Origin of the sequence: Micromonospora sp. NBC_01699 (assembly GCF_036250065.1) — a bacterium.
Classification (GTDB): domain Bacteria; phylum Actinomycetota; class Actinomycetes; order Mycobacteriales; family Micromonosporaceae; genus Micromonospora_G.
Genome location: NZ_CP109199.1, coordinates 6972598 through 6994432 on the forward strand (window position 1 = coordinate 6972598; position 21835 = coordinate 6994432).

General features: G+C 72.3%; 18 protein-coding genes. 5 read left to right on the plus strand and 13 right to left on the minus strand.

Features of this window, described 5'->3' with window-relative positions; translation table 11 throughout:
- Window positions 1-59 precede the first annotated feature (59 nt).
- Together ddaH and rocD are read left to right on the plus strand one after the other, a co-directional pair.
- Window positions 60-881, plus strand: coding sequence for a dimethylargininase (gene ddaH, locus OG792_RS28610; RefSeq protein ID WP_329104076.1), 822 nt, complete (start codon window positions 60-62; stop codon window positions 879-881).
- Between the two features lie 11 nt (window positions 882-892).
- Window positions 893-2092 (plus strand): ornithine--oxo-acid transaminase, encoded by a 1200-nt coding sequence (gene rocD, locus OG792_RS28615; RefSeq protein WP_442932511.1) that lies wholly within the window; start codon window positions 893-895, stop codon window positions 2090-2092.
- A 91-nt stretch (window positions 2093-2183) separates the two neighbouring features.
- On the opposite strand, the gene OG792_RS28620 is transcribed toward rocD, so the two are convergent.
- The 8 genes from OG792_RS28620 to OG792_RS28655 all read right to left on the minus strand — a co-directional run bounded on the left by OG792_RS28620 (window position 2184) and on the right by OG792_RS28655 (window position 11789).
- Complete coding sequence (locus OG792_RS28620; protein ID WP_329104078.1) at window positions 2184-3344, minus strand: FHA domain-containing protein; 1161 nt, start codon at window positions 3342-3344, stop codon at window positions 2184-2186.
- Window positions 3341-3634 (minus strand): 4a-hydroxytetrahydrobiopterin dehydratase, encoded by a 294-nt coding sequence (locus OG792_RS28625; protein ID WP_329104079.1) that lies wholly within the window; start codon window positions 3632-3634, stop codon window positions 3341-3343. The genes OG792_RS28620 and OG792_RS28625 overlap by 4 nt, the downstream gene beginning before the upstream one ends.
- 74 nt (window positions 3635-3708) lie before the next feature.
- Window positions 3709-4740, minus strand: coding sequence for a fatty acid desaturase family protein (locus tag OG792_RS28630; RefSeq protein ID WP_329104081.1), 1032 nt, complete (start codon window positions 4738-4740; stop codon window positions 3709-3711).
- A gap of 134 nt (window positions 4741-4874) precedes the next feature.
- Window positions 4875-8654, minus strand: a complete 3780-nt coding sequence (locus tag OG792_RS28635) for an SCO7613 C-terminal domain-containing membrane protein (RefSeq protein WP_329104083.1) — start codon at window positions 8652-8654, stop codon at window positions 4875-4877.
- Window positions 8655-8736: 82 nt separating this feature from the next.
- Window positions 8737-9057 (minus strand): divalent-cation tolerance protein CutA, encoded by a 321-nt coding sequence (gene cutA / locus OG792_RS28640; RefSeq protein ID WP_329104085.1) that lies wholly within the window; start codon window positions 9055-9057, stop codon window positions 8737-8739.
- A gap of 10 nt (window positions 9058-9067) precedes the next feature.
- On the minus strand, window positions 9068-10114 hold the full coding sequence (locus OG792_RS28645) for a 1-acyl-sn-glycerol-3-phosphate acyltransferase (protein WP_329104087.1): 1047 nt from the start codon (window positions 10112-10114) through the stop codon (window positions 9068-9070).
- Entirely contained in the window at window positions 10114-10950 is an 837-nt protein-coding gene (locus OG792_RS28650) for a patatin-like phospholipase family protein (protein WP_329104089.1), read from the minus strand. The genes OG792_RS28645 and OG792_RS28650 overlap by 1 nt, the downstream gene beginning before the upstream one ends.
- A gap of 101 nt (window positions 10951-11051) precedes the next feature.
- Window positions 11052-11789 (minus strand): SDR family NAD(P)-dependent oxidoreductase, encoded by a 738-nt coding sequence (locus tag OG792_RS28655; protein WP_329104091.1) that lies wholly within the window; start codon window positions 11787-11789, stop codon window positions 11052-11054.
- A gap of 251 nt (window positions 11790-12040) precedes the next feature.
- Here OG792_RS28655 and OG792_RS28660 point away from each other — a divergent pair, with 251 nt between their 5' ends.
- Both OG792_RS28660 and OG792_RS28665 read left to right on the plus strand, forming a co-directional pair.
- Window positions 12041-13213 (plus strand): hypothetical protein, encoded by a 1173-nt coding sequence (locus OG792_RS28660; RefSeq protein ID WP_329104092.1) that lies wholly within the window; start codon window positions 12041-12043, stop codon window positions 13211-13213.
- A 135-nt stretch (window positions 13214-13348) separates the two neighbouring features.
- Window positions 13349-14908, plus strand: coding sequence for a serine/threonine-protein kinase (locus tag OG792_RS28665; RefSeq protein WP_329104094.1), 1560 nt, complete (start codon window positions 13349-13351; stop codon window positions 14906-14908).
- A gap of 205 nt (window positions 14909-15113) precedes the next feature.
- Here OG792_RS28665 and OG792_RS28670 read toward each other — a convergent pair whose 3' ends face one another.
- Window positions 15114-15260, minus strand: a complete 147-nt coding sequence (locus OG792_RS28670) for a hypothetical protein (RefSeq protein ID WP_326557325.1) — start codon at window positions 15258-15260, stop codon at window positions 15114-15116.
- A 289-nt stretch (window positions 15261-15549) separates the two neighbouring features.
- Entirely contained in the window at window positions 15550-17133 is a 1584-nt protein-coding gene (locus OG792_RS28675) for a chitinase (RefSeq protein ID WP_329104098.1), read from the minus strand.
- A 184-nt stretch (window positions 17134-17317) separates the two neighbouring features.
- On the opposite strand from OG792_RS28675, the gene OG792_RS28680 reads away from it, so the two are divergent.
- The gene (locus OG792_RS28680) at window positions 17318-18511 is read left to right on the plus strand and encodes a hypothetical protein (protein WP_329104100.1); all 1194 of its coding nucleotides are present in this window, start codon (window positions 17318-17320) and stop codon (window positions 18509-18511) included.
- A gap of 109 nt (window positions 18512-18620) precedes the next feature.
- Here OG792_RS28680 and OG792_RS28685 read toward each other — a convergent pair whose 3' ends face one another.
- The 3 genes from OG792_RS28685 to OG792_RS28695 form a co-directional block, all read right to left on the minus strand.
- A complete protein-coding gene (locus OG792_RS28685) occupies window positions 18621-19949 on the minus strand; it encodes an ABC transporter ATP-binding protein (protein WP_329104103.1) in 1329 nt (442 codons plus the stop codon).
- A gap of 115 nt (window positions 19950-20064) precedes the next feature.
- The gene (locus tag OG792_RS28690) at window positions 20065-21171 is read right to left on the minus strand and encodes a glycosyltransferase family 4 protein (RefSeq protein ID WP_329111488.1); all 1107 of its coding nucleotides are present in this window, start codon (window positions 21169-21171) and stop codon (window positions 20065-20067) included.
- An 86-nt stretch (window positions 21172-21257) separates the two neighbouring features.
- Entirely contained in the window at window positions 21258-21746 is a 489-nt protein-coding gene (locus OG792_RS28695; RefSeq protein WP_329104105.1) for a BON domain-containing protein, read from the minus strand.
- Window positions 21747-21835: the final 89 nt, after the last annotated feature.

Here is a 21835-nt window from a genome sequence, read left to right on the forward strand (position 1 = left end):
TATCGCGCCAGCCCGTGAGCCGACCTTGGCCGGGCGCGCCCGACCACTGGGAGCAGGGCATGACGCTTGATGCCACCCGCCGCCACTATCTGATGTGCCGGCCCACATATTTTGCCGTCTCGTACGCGATCAACCCCTGGATGGACCCGAGCGCCCCGGTCGACGCCGCGCTCGCCATCCGACAGTGGGAAACACTGCGCCGTACCTACCTTGACCTCGGCCACACGGTCGAAGAGATCGAGCCGGTGCCCGGCCTGCCCGACATGGTCTTCGCCGCAAACGGCGCAACCGTGGTGGACGGCGAGGTGCTCGCCGTACAGTTCCGCGACCCCCAGCGGGCCGACGAGGCCCCGGCGTACCGGTCGTGGTTCGAGCGGGCCGGGTATCCGGTGCACGAGGCCAAGTACGTCAACGAGGGCGAGGGCGACATCCTGCTGGTCAACGGGATGCTGCTGGCCGGCACCGGGTTCCGTACGGCGCACGCCGCGCACGCCCAGTTGCAGGAGGTGTTCGGCCGGCCGGTGGTGACGCTGCAACTGGTCGACCCGCGCTTCTACCACCTGGACACCGCGCTCTGCGTGCTCGACGAGCGGACCGTGGCGTACCTGCCGGAGGCGTTCTCGGCCGGGAGTCAGGCCGTACTGCGTCGGCTCTTCCCGGACGCGGTCCTGGCCGACATCGCGGACGCCGAGGTGTTCGGCCTGAACGCGGTCAGCGACGGCCGGAATGTGGTGCTTCCGACGCGGGCCACCGGCCTGGCAACTAGGCTGCGCGAGCGCGGATACAACACAATTGGTGTTGATTTGTCCGAGCTGCTCAAGGCAGGCGGCGGGCCGAAGTGCTGCACGCTGGTGCTGCGGGAACGAGAGGCAAGCAAGTGATCGTGGACGATATGCTGCTGACCCCCGAGGCGGTACGCGACGCGGAACGCTGGACCGCGCACAACTACCACCCGCTGCCGGTGGTCATCTCCTCCGCCGAGGGCGCCTGGGTGACCGACATCGACGGCAGGCGCTACCTCGACTGCCTCGCCGGCTACTCGGCGCTCAACTTCGGCCACCGCCACCCCAGGCTCGTCGCCACCGCACACGAACAGCTCGACCGGCTCACCCTGACCAGCCGCGCCTTCGTGCACGACCAGTTCGCCACCTTCTGTCATGAGCTGGCCGACCTCTGCGGCACCGAACTCGTACTGCCGATGAACACCGGCGCCGAGGCGGTCGAAACCGCGATCAAGGTCGCCCGCAAGTGGGGCTACCAGGTCAAGGGCGTGCCGGCGGGCAAGGCCACCATCGTGGTCGCCGACGGCAACTTCCACGGCCGGACCACCACCATCATCAGTTTCTCCACCGACCCGGACGCCCGCAACGACTTCGGGCCGTACACCCCCGGCTTCAAGATCGTCCCGTACGGGGACCTGACCGCCCTGTCCGAGGCGATCGACGAGAACACGGTCGCCGTACTGCTCGAACCGATCCAGGGTGAGCAGGGCGTGGTCGTACCGCCGGCCGGCTACCTGCCCGGCGTACGGCAGCTCTGCACCGAACAGAACGTGCTCTTCCTCGCCGACGAGATCCAGTCCGGGCTGGGCCGCACCGGCACCACGTTCGCCCTCGACCACGAGGGTGTCCGGCCGGACATGTACCTGCTGGGCAAGGCGCTCGGCGGCGGCATAGTGCCGGTCAGCGCGGTCGCCGCGGACAGGTCGGTACTCGGCGTGCTGCGGCCGGGTGAGCACGGCTCGACCTTCGGCGGGAACCCGCTGGCCTGCGCGGTGGCGACCGAGGTCGTACGCCTGCTCGCCACCGGCGAGTTCCAGCGCCGCTCGGCCGAGCTGGGCGCCCGGCTGCACGCCTCCCTGAACGGGCTGATCGGCGAGGGCCTGGTCGCCGTACGCGGCCGTGGCCTGTGGGCCGGCATCGACATCGACCCGTCCCTGATGACCGGCCGCCAAGCCTGCGAGCGCCTGGCCGAACACGGCGTCCTGGCCAAGGACACCCACGGCTCCACCATCCGCCTGGCCCCACCCCTGGTGGTGGAACCCGAAGAACTCGACTTCGCCGTAACCCAACTCCGTACCATCCTCACCTGACCCACCCGCCCCGAGGGCGCCTCGTTCAGAGAAAGAGTGGTTATCCGGGCCCGGATAACCACTCTTTCTCCACAAGTGTGGACGTGCAGGGTCAGGGGCGTTCTATGACGCGCATGGCCATCGTCGGGGCTTCGGCCATGACGGAGGTGGGGTTGATGACGCCGCCGGAGGTCCAGTTGCTGGAGCGGCCGATCTGGACGCCGGGGTAGAGCTCGACGATGTCGTTGCTGCGCAGCGCCCGGTTGGTTTGCTGGGTAAGTGCGATTCGCTCGTCCTCGTCCATCGAGCCGCCCGGTCGGATACCGGAGCCGTTGGTGCTGACGTCGAAGGCGACCAGGTCGCCGCCGCGCAACTCGAACCGGACGTGGTTGCGGCTGATCCAGCGCCGCGCCTCCTCGCTCAGCCACTGGCCGAGCATGATCCCGCCGGACTCCTCCGGCGCCCGCCCGACCGTCACCGGCCGGTCGGCCGACACCACGAACCGGCGGCGGACCTGTCCACCGACCCGGACCGACAGCACCTCGGTGCCCGGCCGGGGGCCGGCGTCGGTGAGCCGCAGGTCGTGCCGGGGGCAGCCCGGGGAGCCGGAGCGCAGGGTAGGCGGCGGCTGTCCGCCCGGTTCGCGATCGGACCGGGCCAGGTCGGCGAAGGAACCGCCGCCCCCGCCACCACCGCCGCCGAACAGTACGCAGCCGGGCTCGGGGCAGCGCCAGAGCCGGGACAGCAGCTTCGCCCCGGTCGGTGACGGGCCGGGCGAGGTCCAGACCGCGCCGCCACCGGCCTGCGCCACCAGGGCCGGGCCGTTCGCGCCGGTCACCGGGGCGAGCAGGCGACCGGGCTGGGAGCCGAGCCAGGGGTAGCGGCCGAGCATGCCGTCGAACCGCATCCGGCTGAGCACCGGCAGGCCGAGCAGGTCGGCCAGTTCCAGCATCCGTTCGACCGGGTTCGGCAGCACCTCGACCAGCCCGTCGTCGGCCCAGCGGCGGACCACCATCCGCTCGTTCGAGGTCAGGTCGGCATCGGAGAGCAGGGCCCGGTGCACGACCGGGTAGACCGGGACGCTGTCCTCCTCCAGTTGCCGGCTGAGCGCGTCGATGACGATGCCGAGCCGGAGCATGCTGGCCGGACGGCCGCCGTCGAAATCGGTGTAGCGGACCACCTCGGCCAGGTCGAGTACGGCCCGAGCGAGCGCCGGGTCGGTGCAGACCCGTCCCTCGATCGCGTCGAGGACCTTGCTGATCTCGAATCTCACGCCGTTCCCCCGAGAATCTGGTCGATACGCTGCGCGAGCTGGATGTCGCGGCGGGTCACTCCCCCGACTGAGTGGGTGGCGCACCGGAACGTCACGGTGCGCCACCTGATGTCGATGTCGGGGTGGTGGTCGAGTTCCTCGGCCACCACCGCCACCCGGTCCACCACGCCGATCGCCTCGGGAAAACTGCCCAGCTCGACGGTTCGGGTGATCACCGCCGAGTGGCCCGACCAGCCGTCCAACCGCTCCAGCTCGCCGCGGACCGCCTCGGCGTCCAGCACCTCTGCCATGGGCAGACCTTACCGCCGCCGTCGGGCACCGGGGTGAGCAACCGTGGCCGGCCCACCCGCCGGACGCTCCCGCCTCACCGGTCGGCGCGCAGTTCGGCGCCCACACTGTGCAGGTGCCGCAGCGCCTGCGCGTACGAGTCGAGGAGGCCGGTCTCCTCGTACGGGATGCCCTGCTCGGCGCAGTACGCCCGGACGATCGGCTGCGCCCGGCGCAGGTTGGACCGGGGCATGCTCGGGAAGAGGTGGTGCTCGATCTGGTAGTTGAGCCCGCCGAGCGCGAAGTCGACCACCCGACTGCCCCGTACGTTGCGCGAGGTGAGCACCTGCTTGCGCAGGAAGTCGAGGTCGTCCTCGGCGGTCAGCACCGGCATGCCCTTGTGGTTGGGCGCGAACGAACAGCCCATGTAGACCCCCCACAGCCCCTGGTGTACGGCGATGAAGACCAGCGCCTTGACCGGGGACAGGACGGTGAACAGTACGCCGAGGTAGCCGGCCAGGTGTGCGACCAGCAGCACCGCCTCGATCGCCCGGTACCGCATCGGCGAGCGGAACAGCCCCTGGAAGCTGGCCCAGTGCAGGTTCAGCCCCTCCAGGGTGAGCATCGGGAAGAACAGGTACGCCTGGTGCCGGGCCAGCCAGCGCCCGAAGCCGCGCCGTTCCCGTGCCTGCTCGTCGGTCCAGACCAGGGCGCCGGCGCCCACGTCGGGGTCGTGGTCCTCGTGGTTGGGGTTGGCGTGGTGCCGGTTGTGCTTGTCGATCCACCAGCCGTAGCTGAGGCCGGTGCACAGGTTCGCGGCGAGCAGTCCGGCGACCTCGCTGGCCCGGCGGTTGCGGAACATCTGCCGGTGTCCGGCGTCGTGGCCGAGGAAGGCGACCTGGGTGGTGGCGATCGCGAGTCCGACCGCCACCGGCAGTTGCCACCAGGAGTCGCCGACGAGGAGGACCGCGACCCAGCCGGCGGCGAAGAGACCGACGGTGATGGCGATCTTGGCGGCGTACCAGCCCGGTCGGCGGTCGAGCAGACCCGCCCGACTGATTCGTCGAGATAACTGTGCGTAGTCGCTTCCCCGGCGGAGAGCAGGCTCCGCCACCGCGCCGACCGTCATCACTTCTCCTCAGGATGCTGGGATTTCATGACGCGTCGGGCGAGACGCGCTCACTCAAGTGTCACGGCCACGCTTGCACTGAGTAACCCTGGAAACCCCCTAATGAGCGGTAGTGCCAGCCCTACCGCGCCGGGTCAGCTCATCCGACCGACCGCCGCACGCCACCGGGCCAGGTCCCGGCGCCGCCGCTCGTAGGTGACGGCCAGGCCGATCAGGGCGAGGCCACCGAGGGCCAGGAAGATCCACCGGGGCAGCCGGTCCCACGCACCGACCACCTCGTACAGGGCGGCGATGGCGAGGGTGGCGCCGCCGAGCACCGCCGGCGCCTGCCGCCGCCAGTGCGCACCGGCGAGCACCACCACGAGCGCACCGACCCCGAGCAGCAGTCGCCGCCACGGCTGGTCCCCGGCCACCAGGACCGAGGCGAGGCTCGGCAGCAGCGCCGCCGCCAGCCCCGGGCCGTACGTCACCCAGCTACTCAGCGCCGGCCGGGCCCGCAGCGCGAGCGCGCCGACGATCAGCGCACCGAGCGCCGCCGGCAGGGTGTACGCCTCCAGCAGCGCGACCTCCGCCGAGCCGAGCAGCAGCCAGACCGCGAGCAGTTCACAACCGACGGCCACCAGGGCCAGCACCGACCGGCGCCGGGCCGATTCACCGGGGCGCAGGGCACGCACACCCACCGCCACCCCCCAGAGGGTGGCGACGGCCGCCGCGTACCTGGGCGTACCGGTGGTGAGCAGCAGCGCGACCACCGCACCGGCCTGCGCGGACGCCTCGACCGCGACCGCCTCCACCGGCCGTCGACCGCGCAGCACGGCACCGCCGGCGAGCGCCACCGCGGCCACCCCGAGCACCGCGAACGCGGCCAGTCGCAGCGGCAGGTCGGCGGCCCGGGTGGCGGCGACGGCGAAGACCAGCCCGGCGCCGATCGCGACCAGCCAGCCGGCGATCCGTACCGCCGGCACCCGGCCGGGCGACCCGTCGGCGGCACCGGCCGCGCCGATCGCCGCGCCGGTCAGCACGAGCAGGCCCAGCGCGACCAGGGTGGTGGCCGGGGTCGGCAGCGCGCCGGCCAGGCCCGCACCGGTCAGCAGCAGACCCAGCGGTACGAGCACCAGCCGGCCACCGACACCGCCGCGCCCCGCCAACCGGGCCGGTGACGGCTGCGTCAACGGAACTGCCGACCGGTCCGATGTCGGGCCTGTCGACCGATCCGATGCGGGGCCTGTCGACCGGTCCGATGCCGGGGCTGTCGACCGGTCCGATGCCGGGGCTGTCGACCGGTCCGGTGCTTGCGCGCCCTCGGGTGTGGGCGTCGGGCGCGTCGCAACGGTGGCGGCGAGCAGGGCGGCGAGACCGCCGAGCAGGGCCACCGCCGGCACCACCGGCCACCGGGCACCCGCCCCGGCGAGTACGACCAGGGCCGCCACCGTGGAGGGCGCCATCCCGGCCAGCACCGCCCCGGTGACCGTCCGGCGCCCGGCCCAGCCGGTCAGGGTCGCGGCGACCGCCAGCACCGCCAGCGCCGCCCCGGACGGGACGTCGACCGGCCACCCGCCCGGGGTGAGCCCCGCCCCGGCGGGCGACCCGGACCAGATCCGCCCCAGCCAGCCGTACGGGCCGAGCAGCACCGCCCCGATCGCGGGGGTGACCGCCACGACGGCCGAGAACGCCAGCACCGGTACGCCGAACAGGGTCGCCGACACCGGCCGGGTGGCGAGCCAACCGGTGAGATACAGCGCGGCGACCAGCAGCAGCACTCCGACCGCCGCGTAGAGCCCGACCGGTTCACCGGTCCGACCGAACAGCGGCGACAGTCCGGTCACCAGTGCGGCGGCGGTGAGCGCGGTGTCGGCGTACGGCAGGTGGTCGGGGCGGCGGCGGCCCAGCACGACCACCGCCCCGAGCAGCAGTACGCCGCTGGCGAGCGCGGCCCGTGTCTGCCACCAGGGCGCGACCCCGGCGGCGAACAGTCCCACGGTCACCACGCCCGGTACGGCGACCAGCCCGACCCCGAGCCCGATCCCGCCGATCGCCCGCCGTACCCCCGCCAGCCGGTCCCCCGGCACCGGCCCGGCGAGTACGCCGATCCCCAGCCCGACGAGCACGATCACGCCGAGTACGGCGGCCGCGCTCACCGGGCGGGCGAGGCCGAGCAGGAACGCGTGCCCGGTCAGCACGGTTCCCGTACCGGCCCGGACCAGCAGGGTCGGCACACCCGGCGCCGGGAGCCGGACGGCGGCGACCAGCAGGAGCGCCGCCACGGTCAACTCCAGGGCGGCAAGCGCCCACCAGGGCAGCGCCACCGCCGCCGGGACCGCGAGCACCACGAGCCCGGTGCCGAGCACCCCGATCAGCTCCCGGGCCGACCGGGGCAGCAGCACCGCGCACGCCACCGCCAGCAGCAGCACGGTGACCGGCACCTGCCAGTCGAGGATGCTCACCCGACCGGTGCCGGTGCCCCGCCAGACCGGCAGCGACCGGGTCACCGCCTCGTACGCGATCGCGATGGTCATCGCGCCGACCACCAGACCCAGCCCGCCGGCGAGCAGCAGGCCGCCGACCCGGGGGCCACCGCGTACTCCGGCCGGCAGCCGTGGCCCGGTCAGCGCGACCGCGCCGGCCAGCCCGGCGACCACCAGGCCGCCGGCGACCAGCAGCACCGACGCGTCCCACTCGGCGACCGGCCGCAGCACCGCCCCGGCGAGGCTGACCACGACCACCAGCCCGGCGGCGGCCTGGAAGCCGGCGCTGCGCGCGAGCACCGCACCGGCAACCAGGACCGCCACCGCGACCAGCAGCGGGCCGCCGGCCAGCACCGGCGAGCCGGGCCCGTCGGCCACCAGCAGTGCGGCCAGGCCGCAGAGCCCCGCGCCGGCCAGGGCGACGGCGTACGCCACCCAGCCGAGCACCTGGCGGGCCAGCGCCACCCCTCCGGGCGCCGCCCCGCCGGATTCCCCAGCGCCGACACGCACGCCGACCGGATCCGGTTCGACGCGGGTGGTGTGCAGCACCGCCAGGTTGAGCCCGGCCAGCGCGGCGAAGACCAGCGTCCAACCGGCCGTCTCCGGCCGCCACGATGCCGCGGTCAGCGGCAGCACCGGCTGGGCCAGCACCAGTGCGGTGAACCAGGGTGCCCGCAGCCGGGTGAGTCGCCGGTATCCGGCCGCCACCGTGGCGCCGACCCCGCAGACCAGTGCCGCGTAGGAGCTGCCCGACCAGTCGGCGACCCCGAACAGGTCCACCGACCAGGCGGCGTACCCGTCGAGTGCCACCAGCAGCAGCCCGACCACGGAGAATGTCTCGGCGGTGGCGGTGAGGCCGCGCCGCTTCGCCAGTGGCGGCAGGGCCAGCACCAGCCCGGTGATTCCGGCCAGGATCGCCGCCCGTCCGGCCACCCCGACGACCGACCAGGTGACCACCATGAAGACAACGGCGGCGGCGAAGAGCAGCAGTCCACCGAGGACGAAGAGCAGATTCTGTACGGCCCGGGTGGACGCCTCCGGGCGTACCGGTGCGGGGCTCAGCAGTGCGGGGCCGACCTGTGCGGGGATCGGCGGTACGGGGCCGACCTGTGCGGGGATCGGCCGTGGTGCGACCGGCGGGGCGGCGGTGAGCGGGGCGCCCGGCGGAACCGGCGCGGTGACGAGCGGGCGGTTGGCGTACACCGTCGTCCGGATCCGGACGACCAGGTCGGCACGGCGCCGACGCAGCTCGTCGAGGGCCCCGGTCAGCGCCGTGTACGCCTGTCGGGCCTGCTCGACCCGTCCGGCCAGCGCGACGATCTCGCCGTCGAGCCGGATCACCTCGGCGGCGACCGGATCCGGTGCCCGGCCGCAGCGCGGGCACCCGGTGCTCAGATTGGCGCCCGCCCCGCAGGCGGGGCAGGGATAGGAACTCGGCGCAGTGCTCACCCCCGCATGGTGGTCCCGAAGTCGAGGCCCGGCCCAGAGTCCGCGTACTCATCGGCGGTCTCCGGCGGACGGATAGCCGACATCAGGTCCGGGTCTGCTCGTGCACCCAGGCGGTGTAGTCCGGGTTTCCCCCCTCCACCCAGTGCACCAGCACCTCCGGCACCTCGTACGGGTGCGCGCTGCGCAGGTGCTCGACCAGCGCCTCCACCCGGTCCGGTGCGGTCTTGAACTGCACCGACCATTCCCGGGTGGTTTCCATTCGGGACTGCCACCAGTAGGTGCTGTCCATCGGGCCGCCGACCTGGGCGCAGGCGGCGAGCCGGCCGGCGACCGCCGCGGCGGCGAGCAGATCCGCCACCGACCGGGAATCCACCACGGTCGTCACGATGCAGAGCTGGTCCACGCCGCGCACCCTACGCGTTGATGCGGTGGAGATCGACCCATTCGTCGATCCGTTTCCACCAGTCGTAGAGCCAGTCGATCCGCTCCTGCCGCCCGGCGGGTATTTCCTCCGACGGTACCGACCAGAAACGCATGATGATCTTCTTGTCCATCGGCAGTTCGCGCCAGACGTCCGCCACCGTGAGCATCCGATCCAGTCCGGTGTGCGCGACGAAGATGACCCCCGCGTCCGGTGCCGCGTCCAGCGCCGCCAGTACGCCACCCGGTTGCGGCGCCAGCACGTGCCGCATCCCCTCCGCCCGTACGGCCATCTTCTCCAACCCGCGGGCCCGCAGCCGGGCGATGGCCCGGATCCGGCGACGCGGGGTGAAGTTGCCGCCCTCCGGAAAGATCACGAGGGCGTCGTTGCTGTCCAGACCGACGGCCAGATGCCCGATCTGCTCGGTGAGGGTCCGGCCCGGCTGCCGACTGTCGGCGCCGACCGCCGGGTCCTGCGCCCGACCGGGCGCGATGAACCGGTTCGGCAGCCGGTTGAGCAGCACGTCCACCGCCGGGTCCCACTGGAGGGTCTCCTTCAGGACGATCCGCGGCTCCCGGTCGAACCAGTTGACCAGCGCGTGGATCAGGATGAACGAGTCACCCGGACCGGCGTGCCGGCAGAGCACCAGCTGCGGACGTCCCGGCAGGGCGCTGTTCGGGTCGGCGCCGACCACCTCGATGGTCAACCGCAGCGCCCACTGGGCCTGCCAGAAGAGGAAGTCGAGGAACCAGCCGGTCAACACGTAGTGGGCGCGCTGGAACCAGGGTGAGCGTTTCTTCCAGCCGAAGCCGGAGGCGACCCAGAGGCCGAAGAGTGCGATCAGCGCGCTGGCGTCCCAGGCCAGGTAGATGATCGTCATCCAGAGCACGCGCAGCGGGCGCAGGTATCCCGGCACCAGCGGCGAGGCCGCCGCCGCCAGCAGCAACCAGACCGGCATCGCACTGACCAGTACGAACGCGAGCAGCACCACGGCCGGACCGAACAGCACCCGCCGCAGCCACCGGGGCGGCAGCCGCATCAGACGCCTTCGACGTGCGAGTGCAGGTAGCGCCGGGAGGCGGTGTACGCCCGGCTGATCCGTCGCCCGACCGCCGCCATGTCCCGGTAGGCCCACGGGGTGTCGTCGCGCGGCTGCGACCCGCCGGTCGGCAGCACGTGCACGTCCACGTCGTCCGGCAGCGCCGCCATCTCGCGGGCGAACCGGTGCCGGCGGGCGATCTCGAACGCGACCTGGGCGATCTCCCAGGGCCGTCGCGGCGGCGTCAGCGGCCGTTCGATCCGACCGACCTGGAGTACGAAGATCTGCTTGGCGCCGCTCTCCACCGCCTCGCCGATCGGGATCGAGTTGACGATCCCGCCGTCGACGAAGTGCTCCCCGTCGATCTGGGCCGGCGGCAGCAGGCCGGGCACCGAGGCGGAGGCGAGCACCGCGTCGACCAGCGGCCCGCTGGAGAACCAGTGCTCGGCGGCCCGCTCGATGCTCGCCGCGCAGCACCGGAACGGCACCTTGAGGTCGGCGAAGGTGGTCTGCTCCCCCAGCTCCGCCTCCAGCAGCCGACGCAGCGGGCGCGGCGAGTGCAGGTGCGTACGGGCGGCGAAGCGGCGCAGCTGCCGGGCGACCGAGTCGCCGTACACCTCGCTCGCCTCCGGCGACGCCCAGAGCCGCACCAGCCGGTCGGTCACCGCCTCGGTCGGGTCGGCGGCGACCAGGGCACCGTTCACCGCGCCGATCGACGTACCGATGACGAGGTCGGGGCGGATGCCGGCGCGGAACAGCGCCCGGAGCATGCCGACCTCGACCGCGCCGAGTACGCCTCCGCCGCCGAGCACGAACGCGACCGGACCTTTGACCATGCCTTTCATCGTGGCACGACCGGTCACGGTCGCACTCGGCGCGGCCCGTGGTCGCCCCGATCGGTTCCCCGACCACCGCGGGTGGGGGCGGACGGGCGCGGTCAGTCGGGGTAGATGCCGCCGTCCAGGGTGATCACCTTGTTGGTGAGATACGAGTTGGTCAGCATCGCCAGCACCATCGCGGCGACGTCGTCGGCGGAGCCGAGGCGCCCGACCGGCACCGGCATCGCCGGATTGTCCGGGTTGACGGCGGTGAACCCGGTACCGGCGATCAGCGCCGGGGCGATGGTGTTGACCGTCACCCCGGCACCGGCCACCCGGGCGGCGAGGTGGTGCATCAGTCCGTGCAGACCGGCCTTGCTGGCCGCGTAGTGCGGCCCGATGACGCCGCCGTTGAGTGCCGCGATCGACGACAGGAACAGGATCCGGCCGTACCGGCGGGAGATCATCTCCGGCAGTACGGCCCGGGTCATCAGCCAGGGTGCGCGCAGGTTGACCGCCATCGTCTCGTCCCACAGGTCCAGCTCGACCTGCTCCCAGGAGAGTTGGTGGCCGACCCCGGCGTTCGCCACCAGCACGTCGACCTGGCCGAACTCGGCGCGGGCGGCGTCGACGGTGGCCGCCGCCGCATCCGGCATCCGGAGGTCGGCGGCGAGGACGAGGGCCCGCTGGCCCAGGGCCCGGATCTGGTCGGCGATCCCCTCGGCCGGGGCCCGGTGGTCGGAGTAGGTCAGGACGACGTCGGCGCCGGCCGCGGCCAGGCTGAGCGAGATCGCCCCGCCGATCCCACCGGAACCGCCGGTGACCAGCGCGCACCGACCGTACAGTTCCTCAGCCACGTCGCTGCCCTTTCCCCGACCGGGCGGATGCCCCCGAGCAGGCCAAATCTAACGTGACTGCGCAGCGGACCGACGGCGTTTCGGCCGTCCCCGCGCTTCGGTAACATGTGCCCACCCATACTGACCGCCGCGACCGGTTCGACCGACGCGTCGATTCCGGACCACACCGGCCGGACCAGTCGACCGGCGGGACCGATCGCGAAACGCCCCTTCGGGGTAACCCCGAAAACGGTGGCCGAGGAGACCAGGAAGTGCCCCTACCGCCCGGTTCTGACGCCCTCACCCGACTCCGGCGCACGATCTTCCGTGCTCCCGGTCCACTGCGCTGGGTCGCCATCGGCACGCTGATCGGACTGGTCGGGATCCTGGTGCTGGTCGGGGTCGTGGTCAGCACCAGGCTCGGCGGCGTACCGGTGGTGGACGCCCGGTCAACCGACGGCGACGGCGGCAACCGGGGCATCGCGGCGGCACCGCTCGGGGTGGCGCCGAGCCCCGGCACCCCACCGAAGCCGCTGCCGGACGGCTACGTCCCGCTCGTACTGGCCGCCGGGAAGGTGTGTCCGGCGGTGCCGGCGGCCCGGATCGCGGCGCAGTTGATGGCCGCCTCCGGCTTCGACCCGGAGGTGCTCGGCGAGGACGGCGCGGAGGGCGTCGCGCAGTTCCGGCCCGAGCTGTGGCGGGCGTACGGGCCGTCGGCCACCGCCTCACCGACCGATCCGAACACGGCCGTACCCGCGCTCGGCGTGGCGATGTGCGCCCTGGTCCAGGACTTCGAGCAGCTCGACGGGGAGCCCTATCCGGTCGCGCTGGCCGCGTTCCAGTGGGGGACCGAGGCCGTACGCGAGGCCGGCGGGGTGCCGGACGCCCCGAGCCTGCGTACGTTCGCCGAGATGGTGTCGGACTACACCGCGTACTACGAACGGGACGATCGGCTGGCGCCCCGGTCCGCCACCCCGACCCGCCGGGGTCCCTCGTCGCCGAGCCCGACGCCGGGCGGCAGCCGGCCGCCGAGCCCCAACCCGACCGCGCCCGGGTCGAACGCCACGAACGCCTCGCCGGCACCGACAACCGCCGCGCCGCCGACACCGGTGTGGCAGGAGCGGGTGGTCCGGTCGACCACGGTCCTGCGCGTCGGCCAGTCGTGGACCTCGAACCGGTTGCAGCTCACCCTCGCCGACGGCGGCGACATCGTGCTGAAGGACCAGGGACGTACGGTGTGGAAGTCGAACACCGGCGGCCGGGGCGGCGAGCTCCTGGTCTTCCAGGCCGACGGGAACCTGGTCCTCTACTCCCGGGTCGGCGCCACGGTCTGGTCCTCGCACACGCCCCGCAACAACGCGGCGGTCCTCGTCCTGCGGGCCGACGGCAACGTGGTGATCTCGGCGAACGGTCGGACCGTCTGGCAGACCGGCACGGCGAAATGACCCGCCGGAGCGCACGGGGATAGGGGTTCGACCAGCGGTTGGCGGCAAATGCCGGGTCGGGCCATTGATCGTTGACATAATGGTTACATTCGCGCAACCTGATACGACCCCCTCCCCAGGCAGGTGCTGCGAACCATGTCTGCGCTGTACGCGGGCGGCCTGCTCGCCCGCAGGTACCGTCTCATCGACCAGATCGGCGCCGGCGGCATGTCCGTCATCTGGCGTGCCCGCGACGAGGTGCTGGACCGGGTGATCGCGATCAAGGTGCTCGCCGCGTCCCTGGCCGCCGACGCGCGGTTCCGCGACATGGTGCGCGAGGAGGCACGTGCCGCCGCCCAACTCGTCCACCCGCACGTCACGGCGGTGCACGACTACGGCGAGGAGATCGCCCCGAACGGTACGGTCACCGCCTTCGTGGTGATGGAACTGCTCACCGGCGAGGAGCTGGAAACCCTGCTGCTGGACGGGCCGCTGCCGTGGGCCGAGGCGGTGGAGATCTGCGCCCAGGTGGCCGAGGCGCTCGCAGCGGCGCACGAACTCGGCATCGTGCACCGGGACATCACCCCGTCGAACATCATGATGACCTCGGTCGGGGCGAAGGTGCTCGACTTCGGGATCGCCACCCACATCGGCGCCCCGGACGAGGACGAGGACGGCGAGACGTTCGGCACTCCCGCGTACGTGGCGCCGGAACGGCTCGACGGCACCCCGGCCCAGCCCGCGACGGACACGTACTCGCTGGGGGTGCTGCTCTACGAGACGCTCACCGGGCGGGTGCCCTATCCGGCCGAGACCTGGGACGACCTGACCGAGGCGCTGCGCACCGGCGGCCCGGTGCCACCGCTGACCGGCGTACCCGATCTGCCGCCGAGGGTGGCCGACGCCTGCCTACGCTGCCTGGTCCGCGCCCCGGCCGACCGGCCGACCGCGTACGAGGTCGGCGAACTGCTCCGGGACGAGTTGCTCACCGCCGAGGCGCCCGCCCCGCCGGTGGCACGACCGGCCATGATCACCCTGCCACCGCTGGCACCGGCCGCGGTGGCGCAGGCATGGGAAAGGGCAACCACCGGCGTACGGGTGCTGCCGCCGCGCCCCGACCAGGCCGGGCCGTTGTCCTCGCAGGTCCCCGCCCCGGCGCCCAGGGCGTTCGCGCCCGGCACCGACGCACCGGCCGGACGGCCGGGCCGCAGTGGCGGGCGGCCCAGGATCGAGACGATCGGCCTGGCCTTCGGCGCGGTGGCCGTGCTCGGGCTGGCCGTCCTCGTCGGTGTCTTCCTCAACGAGTCACCGCCGGCCCGTCAGGTCGGCCTGCCCAGCGCGCCGACCCCGACAGGTGCCGAGTCCCGAACGTCCGCCGCCGCACCGCCACCGGCCGGCAACCCGTCGACCGGCCGGGGCACGCCCGTCCCCGACCTCGGCGCCCCGCCCGACTCGGTCGGCGAGGCGGTGGACCAGTTCGACCAACTCGTCGGTCGCGGTCTGGCCACTGGTGCGATCCGCGAGGACATCGGGCTCGACCTGCGCAACCAGGTGCGCAATCTGGAGGCGTCGACGATCGACGGACCGGTCGACCTGACGGGGCCGGTCGACCGGATGCGCGGGGCCGTCACCCTCCGAGTACGCGAGGGCGGCATCACGGTCGGCTACGCCGAACAGCTCGACGCCGCCCTGACCCGGCTCGCCGCCGCCGGCTGAGCGAGGCCAGGCAAACATGTCTGCACCTCCTCGACGTCGGAGGCGGGGCCACCCCGGCGGGGAATCCGGGGTGGCCCCGCGCAGCGGGCGCGAGCCGCCTGAACAGCCCGGCGAACGTTGGTGGTCACGGCACCAGCCGCGACAGGGCACGCTCGGCGGCTCAAGACGATGCCGAGGGGCTTGCGCTCTCTACGTGCCCTGAGCGTCAATCGATTTCGGGCAGGATCAACGCGGTGAAGGCGATGAGGGTCAGGCCGAGCCAGCCGAGCGAGACCCGGGGGGCCCGGACGCCGATCGCTTCGAGCGCGAGGGCGATGGTGCCGAGAATGTAGAGGAATAGCGAGAGGGTCACGGCGGGCCTCCGGGCTTGGTGATGGACAGTGGTGAACCAGCGAACCCCTACCCAATGCGGAGCTTCGGCAACCTTCAAAATCGCGGCCAGCCAGCCGACGAGGGTCGAGCCAGCACCACGTCGCGCACCCGGAGTCGAACGTGGACGGCCACGCCCATTGGACGATCAGAGCCGGCTGCGCGGGTCAGGCTCGGCGGTGGGCGTCCTCAACCAGAAGCCCTGGTTCGATTGAGGAAGGGCCCCGGCGCGATGCCGGGGCCCTTCCTCCTATCTGGTCTGGGTCGTCGGGTCAGGGTAGGGCGTTCAGGAACGGCTCGTGACTGTTCCTGAACTCCCAGTTGTAGAACCGGTCCCAGTTGATGGACCAGGTCATCAGTCCACGGAAGTTGGGATTGGTGCCGCTGCGGGGGGTGTAGCCGCCACAGTTGGTGCCCCGGACCAGGCAGTTGACCGCCTGCTGTACGCCGGCCGGTGCGACGTACCCGTTGCCGGCGCTGCTGCCTGCGGGCGTCCCGAAGGCGATCTGGTCCTCGCGCAGGGCGGGGAAGACGTTGGCGGTGTTGCCCGCGACCGGGAAGCCGGCGAGCAGCATGTCGGTCATGGCGATGTGGAAGTCCGCCCCGCCCATGGTGTGGTACTGGTTGTCCAGCCCCATGATCGGACCCGAGTTGTAGTCCTGCACGTGCAGCACCGTGATGTCGTTGCGCAGCGCGTGGATCACCGGCAGGTACGACCCCGCGCGCGGATCCTGTCCGCCCCACGGCCCCGAGCCGTAGTACTGGTAGCCGAGCTGCACGAAGAACGTCTCCGGCGCCATCGTGAGGACGAAGCCGGCACCGTAGCGGGCCTTGAGCGTACGGATCGCCGAGATCAGGTTGACGATCACCGGCGTGGTCGGATTCTTGAAGTCGGTGTCGCCGGTGTTGAGCGAGAGCGAGTGCCCCTCGAAGTCGATGTCGAGCCCGTTGAGGCCGTACCGGTCGATGATGGCGGCGACCGAGCTGACGAATTTGTCCCGGGCGGCGGTGGTGGTGAGCTGCACCTGCCCGTTCTGGCCGCCGATCGAGATGAGCACCTTCTTGCCCTGCTGCTGCTTGGCCCGGATGGCGGCGATGAACTGCGCCTCGGTCTCGACACCGGGACACTCGGCCACCGGGCAGAGCTGGAACCGGATGTCGCCGGAGGTGACCGAGGTCGGTTCGCCGAAGGCCAGGTTGATGATGTCCCAGTCGGCCGGCACGTCGGCCATCCGCAGGTAGCCGGAGCCGTTGGCGAAGCTGCTGTGCAGGTAGCCGATCAGCGCGTGCTTCGGCAGGCCGGTGTTCGGCGGCGGGCCGGTGGTGGGCGGCGGGGTGGTGGGCGGCGGGGTGCTCGGCGGCGGTGGCGTGGTCGGCGGGCGGGTGGTCGGCGGCGGGGTCGTCGGCGGGCGGGTGGTCGGCGGGGCCGTGGTGGCCGGCGGGGTGGTGGGGGTGGTGCCACCGCCGCAGGCCGCGCCGTTCAGGGTGCAGTTGGCCGGGCTGCCCGCGCCGGTGCCGTTGAACCCGAACGACGCCGACGCGCCCGGTGCCAGATTCCCGTTCCAGGACCGGTTGGTGAAGGTGAACCGCTGGCCCGACGAGGTCATCGTGGCGTCCCAGAACGTCCCGACGCTGCTGCCCGCCGGCAGGTCGAACGCCACCGTCCAGGACGAGAGGGTCGTCGTCCCGCCGTTGGTGACGGTGTACTTCCCCTCCCAACCGGAGCCCCAGTCGGAGACCTTGACGAAGGTCGCGGTCGGGCCGGCGGCGAACGCCGGCATCGCCACCGAGATCGCGCCCACCCCGGCGGCCAACGCGGCCACCACACCGACAATCAACGATCTGGAGCGTCTCATCCAGTCCTCCCGACCGGTCATGGCTCACGCGGCCATCGACAGTTGGCTAATTATTAGGACTGTTAACTGTTTCTGTAAAGCCCCGGCGACCGAGAAAGATCATCGACGTACGTTGACAGCGGGTACGGGCATGGCCAGAGTCACGTACCAAACGGGCACTTCCGACCGTCCAAGGAGGATCCTCGTGAAAGCTCGGACAACGCTCATCACGGCGCTGGCCGCGACCCTGCTCGTCACCACCGCCGGACCGGCCACCGCGCGCCCGACCGGCGACCCGACCGGCACCACCACCACCACCGCGGTCACCCTGAACGCGGCCAACTTCCGGCTCCTGGCCAGCTCCTACGGCAGCCTGATCGACGACCTGGACGCCGCCCTGCCGAACGTGAGCGTGCCGACCGTCGTCGGCGACGGAAACCGGGCGGCGACCGCCTGCTCCCCCGCCGCCGCCAACCGGGTCGCCTCGTTCTGCTGGAACAGCGGCGACAACAACGTCACCTACTGGATCCCGCAGGCCATCACCACCACCGCGGACGCGTACGAGGTCGGCACCTACGAGGGCGCCACTGCCATCCTGGTCAGCTGGTACGACGACGCCTCCGACGGAACCGACCGGGGCGTACGGGTGTCCTTCGTGGACTACTCCACGCCGAGCGCGCCGACCTACCGGCACGTGCTGCTGGTCGAGCCGTACGCGCGCAGCGACGGGCAAGCCTCGTTCCGCCCGGTGAACGTGCACGCCGGCGGCATGTTCTGGTACGGCCACTACCTCTACGTCGCCTCCACCAGCGCCGGCTTCCGGGTCTTCGACATGCGGCACCTCTGGCAGACCGCCACCGGCAACGACGCCGTCATCGGTCTCCAGTCCGACGGCAGCTACCAGGCGTACGGCTACAAGTACGTGCTGCCGCAGGCGCTGACGTACACCCGCTCGACCACCGGCGGGTACGCCAACCTGACCCACTCGTTCGTCGCGCTGGACCGCACCAGCACCCCGGACAGCGTGGTGATCGGCGAGTACGCCAACCCCGGCACCGGCACCCGACTGGTCCGCTTCCCGATCGACTACACCACCCGGATGCTGACCACCGGCAGCGACGGTTACGCACACGGTTCCGAGGCGTACGACGTCTCGGTCACCAGCATGCAGGGCGCGACCGCGATCAACGGCAGGTTCTACCTGTCGACCAGCGACGGCAGCGGCAACAAGGGCGACCTCGCCACGTTCAGCCCCGGCGGCTCGGTGGTCATGCACACCGACGCGCTGCCGATCGGCCCCGAGGACCTCTCCTACTGGCCGGCGAAGGACCAGCTCTGGTCCCTGACCGAGTACGCCGGCAGCCGCTCGGTCTTCGCGGTACGCGCCTCGGCGTACTGAGCGGAACCGCCTCGGCGTACTGAGCCGATCTGCCTCGGCGTACTGAGCGGAACCGCCTCGGCGTACTGAGTCAGCGCGCCTCGGCGGTGGCGGGCCGGTGCGAGGGCGGTCAGTCGAGTCTGATCCGGTCGCCGGCCCGGTCGAACAGCAGCAGTCGGTCCAGGTCGACGGCGAGCATCATCGGGGCACCGGGGCGGGGCGGGACCGGGGCGGGCACCCGTACCACGAGGTCCCCGGGGGGCGGCTGCCCGCCGTCGGGGCCGGGGTCGTACACCGGGTAGAAGCCGTACTCGGTCCGGGCGGTCGCGGGCGGTTCGCTCGTACGCTGGTGCGGGATCAGCCGGCCGAGGGTGTGCCGGAACGGGTGCCCGCTCGGCGGCTCCTCGGCGAGTACGTCGGCCAGGTGCGTACCGGTGTCCGGATGCTCCAGCCGGGACTCGGCGACCGAGGTCGGCACCCCACCGATGTCCACGTGCACCAGCGCCTCGTGCCCGAGATGCTCCACCGACCGTACGGTGCCCCGCAACACCGCACCGGAGTCGGTGTCGCCGACCACCGGGGTGAGCGCGTCCGGGCGTATTGCCAGGGTCACCCGCTCGGTGTGCCGGCCGACCAGTTCACGGGTGCGCGGGTCGTCCCGGGACAGTTCCAGCAGTTGCGAGCCGAGGTCGATCAGGACCCGCGCCGACTCGACGTGGACCGCGCCCTGGAACAGGCCGGGGCGCGGGGTGCCGAGGAAGGCGGCGACGAACAGGCTGGTCGGGTCGCTGTACACCTGCGCCGGGGTGCCGAGCTGTTGCAGCCGGCCCCGGCGCAGCACCGCCACCCGGTCCGCCATCGTCATCGCCTCGACCTGGTCGTGGGTGACGTACACGGTGGTCACGCCGAGTCGGCGGGACAGGCCGCTCAGCTCCGTACGCAGCTCGGCCCGGACGCCTGCGTCCAAGTTGGACAGTGGCTCGTCGAGCAGGAAGGCGTGCGGCCGGCGGACGATCGCCCGCGCCAGCGCCACCCGCTGGCGCTGCCCGCCGGACAGCCGACCGGGCCGGCGGTGCAACAGGTCGGTGATGCCGAGTTGCGCGGCCGCCTCGGCGACCCGGTCGGCGAGCGCCCCGACCGGCTCCGCCCCGAGCCGCAGCGGGAAACCGATGTTCTGGGCCACGGTCAGGTTCGGGTAGAGCGCATGGTCCTGGAAGACCATGGCGACCCGCTGCCGGGTCGCGGCCCGCTCGTCCGGCGCCTCACCGTCGAACAGGACCCGGCCCGTGGTCGGCTCCTCCAGCCCGGCGACCAGCCGCAGGATTGTCGACTTGCCGCAACCGGTCGGCCCGAGCAACGCGACGAACTCCCCGGACCCGATCTCCAGGCTCAGGTCTTCGACCGCCACGACCCCGCCGTCGAAGACCTTCGTCAGCCGGTCGATGGTGATGGTGACCACGGCGACCACCTCCTACCCCCATCGTCCGGGCCGGTACGGCACCCGCGCCAGCCCCGAACCGCCGTCGGTGTACGGCCGGGAGTGCTCGGCCACCCCACCGAGGCGATCGACCGCTCTACCAGGCGCCGGTGGGGGCGAGGGCGGAGTCGGCGACGCGGTGCCGGGCGGTGGTGGCCCACTGCCGGTAGACCCGCTCGTAGCCCTCGGCCATGCCCTCGGCCGAGAACGCGCGGCGCACGTGGGCAACGCACGCGGCCGGGTCCAGCCCGCCCGCGTCGCGCAGCGCCTGCGGCAGGTCGTCCGGGTCGACGCAGACCAGGCCCGTCTCACCCGGCCGGACCAGTTCCGGTACGGCGCCACGGTCGAGCGCCACCACCGGCGTACCGGTGGCCATCGCCTCGACCATCACCATGCCGAACGGCTCCTCCCACCGGATCGGCATGATCAGGCAACGGGCCGAGAGCATCAGCTCGAAGCAGGTCTCCCGATCCGGGTTGCGCAGCACGGTCAGATCCGGGCCCTGCAACGGCTCGATCACGTCGGCCAGGTAACGCCGCTCCTCCGGCTCGTCGCACTTGCCCGCCAGCACCAGCGACAGTCCGGCCGCCCGGCACGCCCGTACGGCCAGGTCCGGGCCCTTGTCCGGGCTGAACCGGGCCAGCCAGAGCACCGGCCCGGTGCCGGGCTGCGACTTGTGCGGTACGTCGTCCAGCGCCAGCCCGTTGTGCACCGTCGCCGCCCACGGCAGGTACGGCCGCAGCCGTCGCTGGGCGTGCGAGATCGCCACCAGTCCGACCGAACGGTCGACATCGGCCAGGATGTCGCCGAGTTCCCCGGTGGGCCGGTTGTGCACCGTGGCCACCGTCGGCACCGAGCGCCGGGGCGCGACGAACGGGCCGATGGTGGTGTGGTCGTGCACCACGTCGAAGACGTCCGGGTTGATCATCTGGTCGGCTCGGGCCAGGTGGGCCAGTTCCGGCAGCGACTGCCCGAGGCGCTCGTGCTGGAGTTCCGGCATCGTGCCGACGAATCGGGCGGCGGTGCCGGAACCCGTACCCGCTCCGAACAGGGTCACCTCGTGCCCCCGAGCGGCCAACGCGTCCACCAGTGCCGCGCAGACCTGTTCCACCCCGCCGTACCCGGAGGGCGGCAGCTCGTACCAGGGCGGCACGACCATCGCGATCCGCAACGGTACGGTCTGGTCGAACCGGTCGATCGGCATGTGGTTCACGACGTCGAGCCCTCCCCACCGCTCCGGCTGACCCGCCGGATAGTTCGGGTTTCCCTGCTCGGCCGGGGATAACCGGGTCAGACCCCCATGCCCAGCCGGTCGTCGACCTCCCGGACCCCCGGCGCGGACCAGGCCGCCCGACGTGCCTCCTCGCGTTCCATCCACGAGCGGACGGTCCCGGCGAGGATGACGGTGTCCGCCTCGATGTCGACGACGATGTGATCGGCGTTGTCCTCGATCACCCGTGCCAGGGCGCGCCGGATGTCCCGTTTACGCACCTCCGGACTGACCCGCTCGCCCGCCCGTACGGTGTCCGTACGCCCGGCCACGTCCGCCGGACGTACCTCGATCTCGTTGGCCAGGGCACGGACGCCGCGGATGCGGTGTGCCGTGCGCCCGGCGGCCCATTTCCGCGCGTGGCTGTCCACCCGGCCGGTCAGCGTCACCACGCCCGCCCGCACGATCACCCCGACCTCGTTGGGCTGCACCCGCGCCTCCCACTCCAGCTCCGCCAACAGATCACCGCGGATGGCGGTGTCGTCGCGGGTCGTGGTCGCCGTGGTCATCGCCGTCGCACCCCCGATGGAGTCCCTGCACATCCCGTCCCGGCCAGGATCGCGCCGATCGGGGTGACCGCCCGTCACCCCGCCGAGGT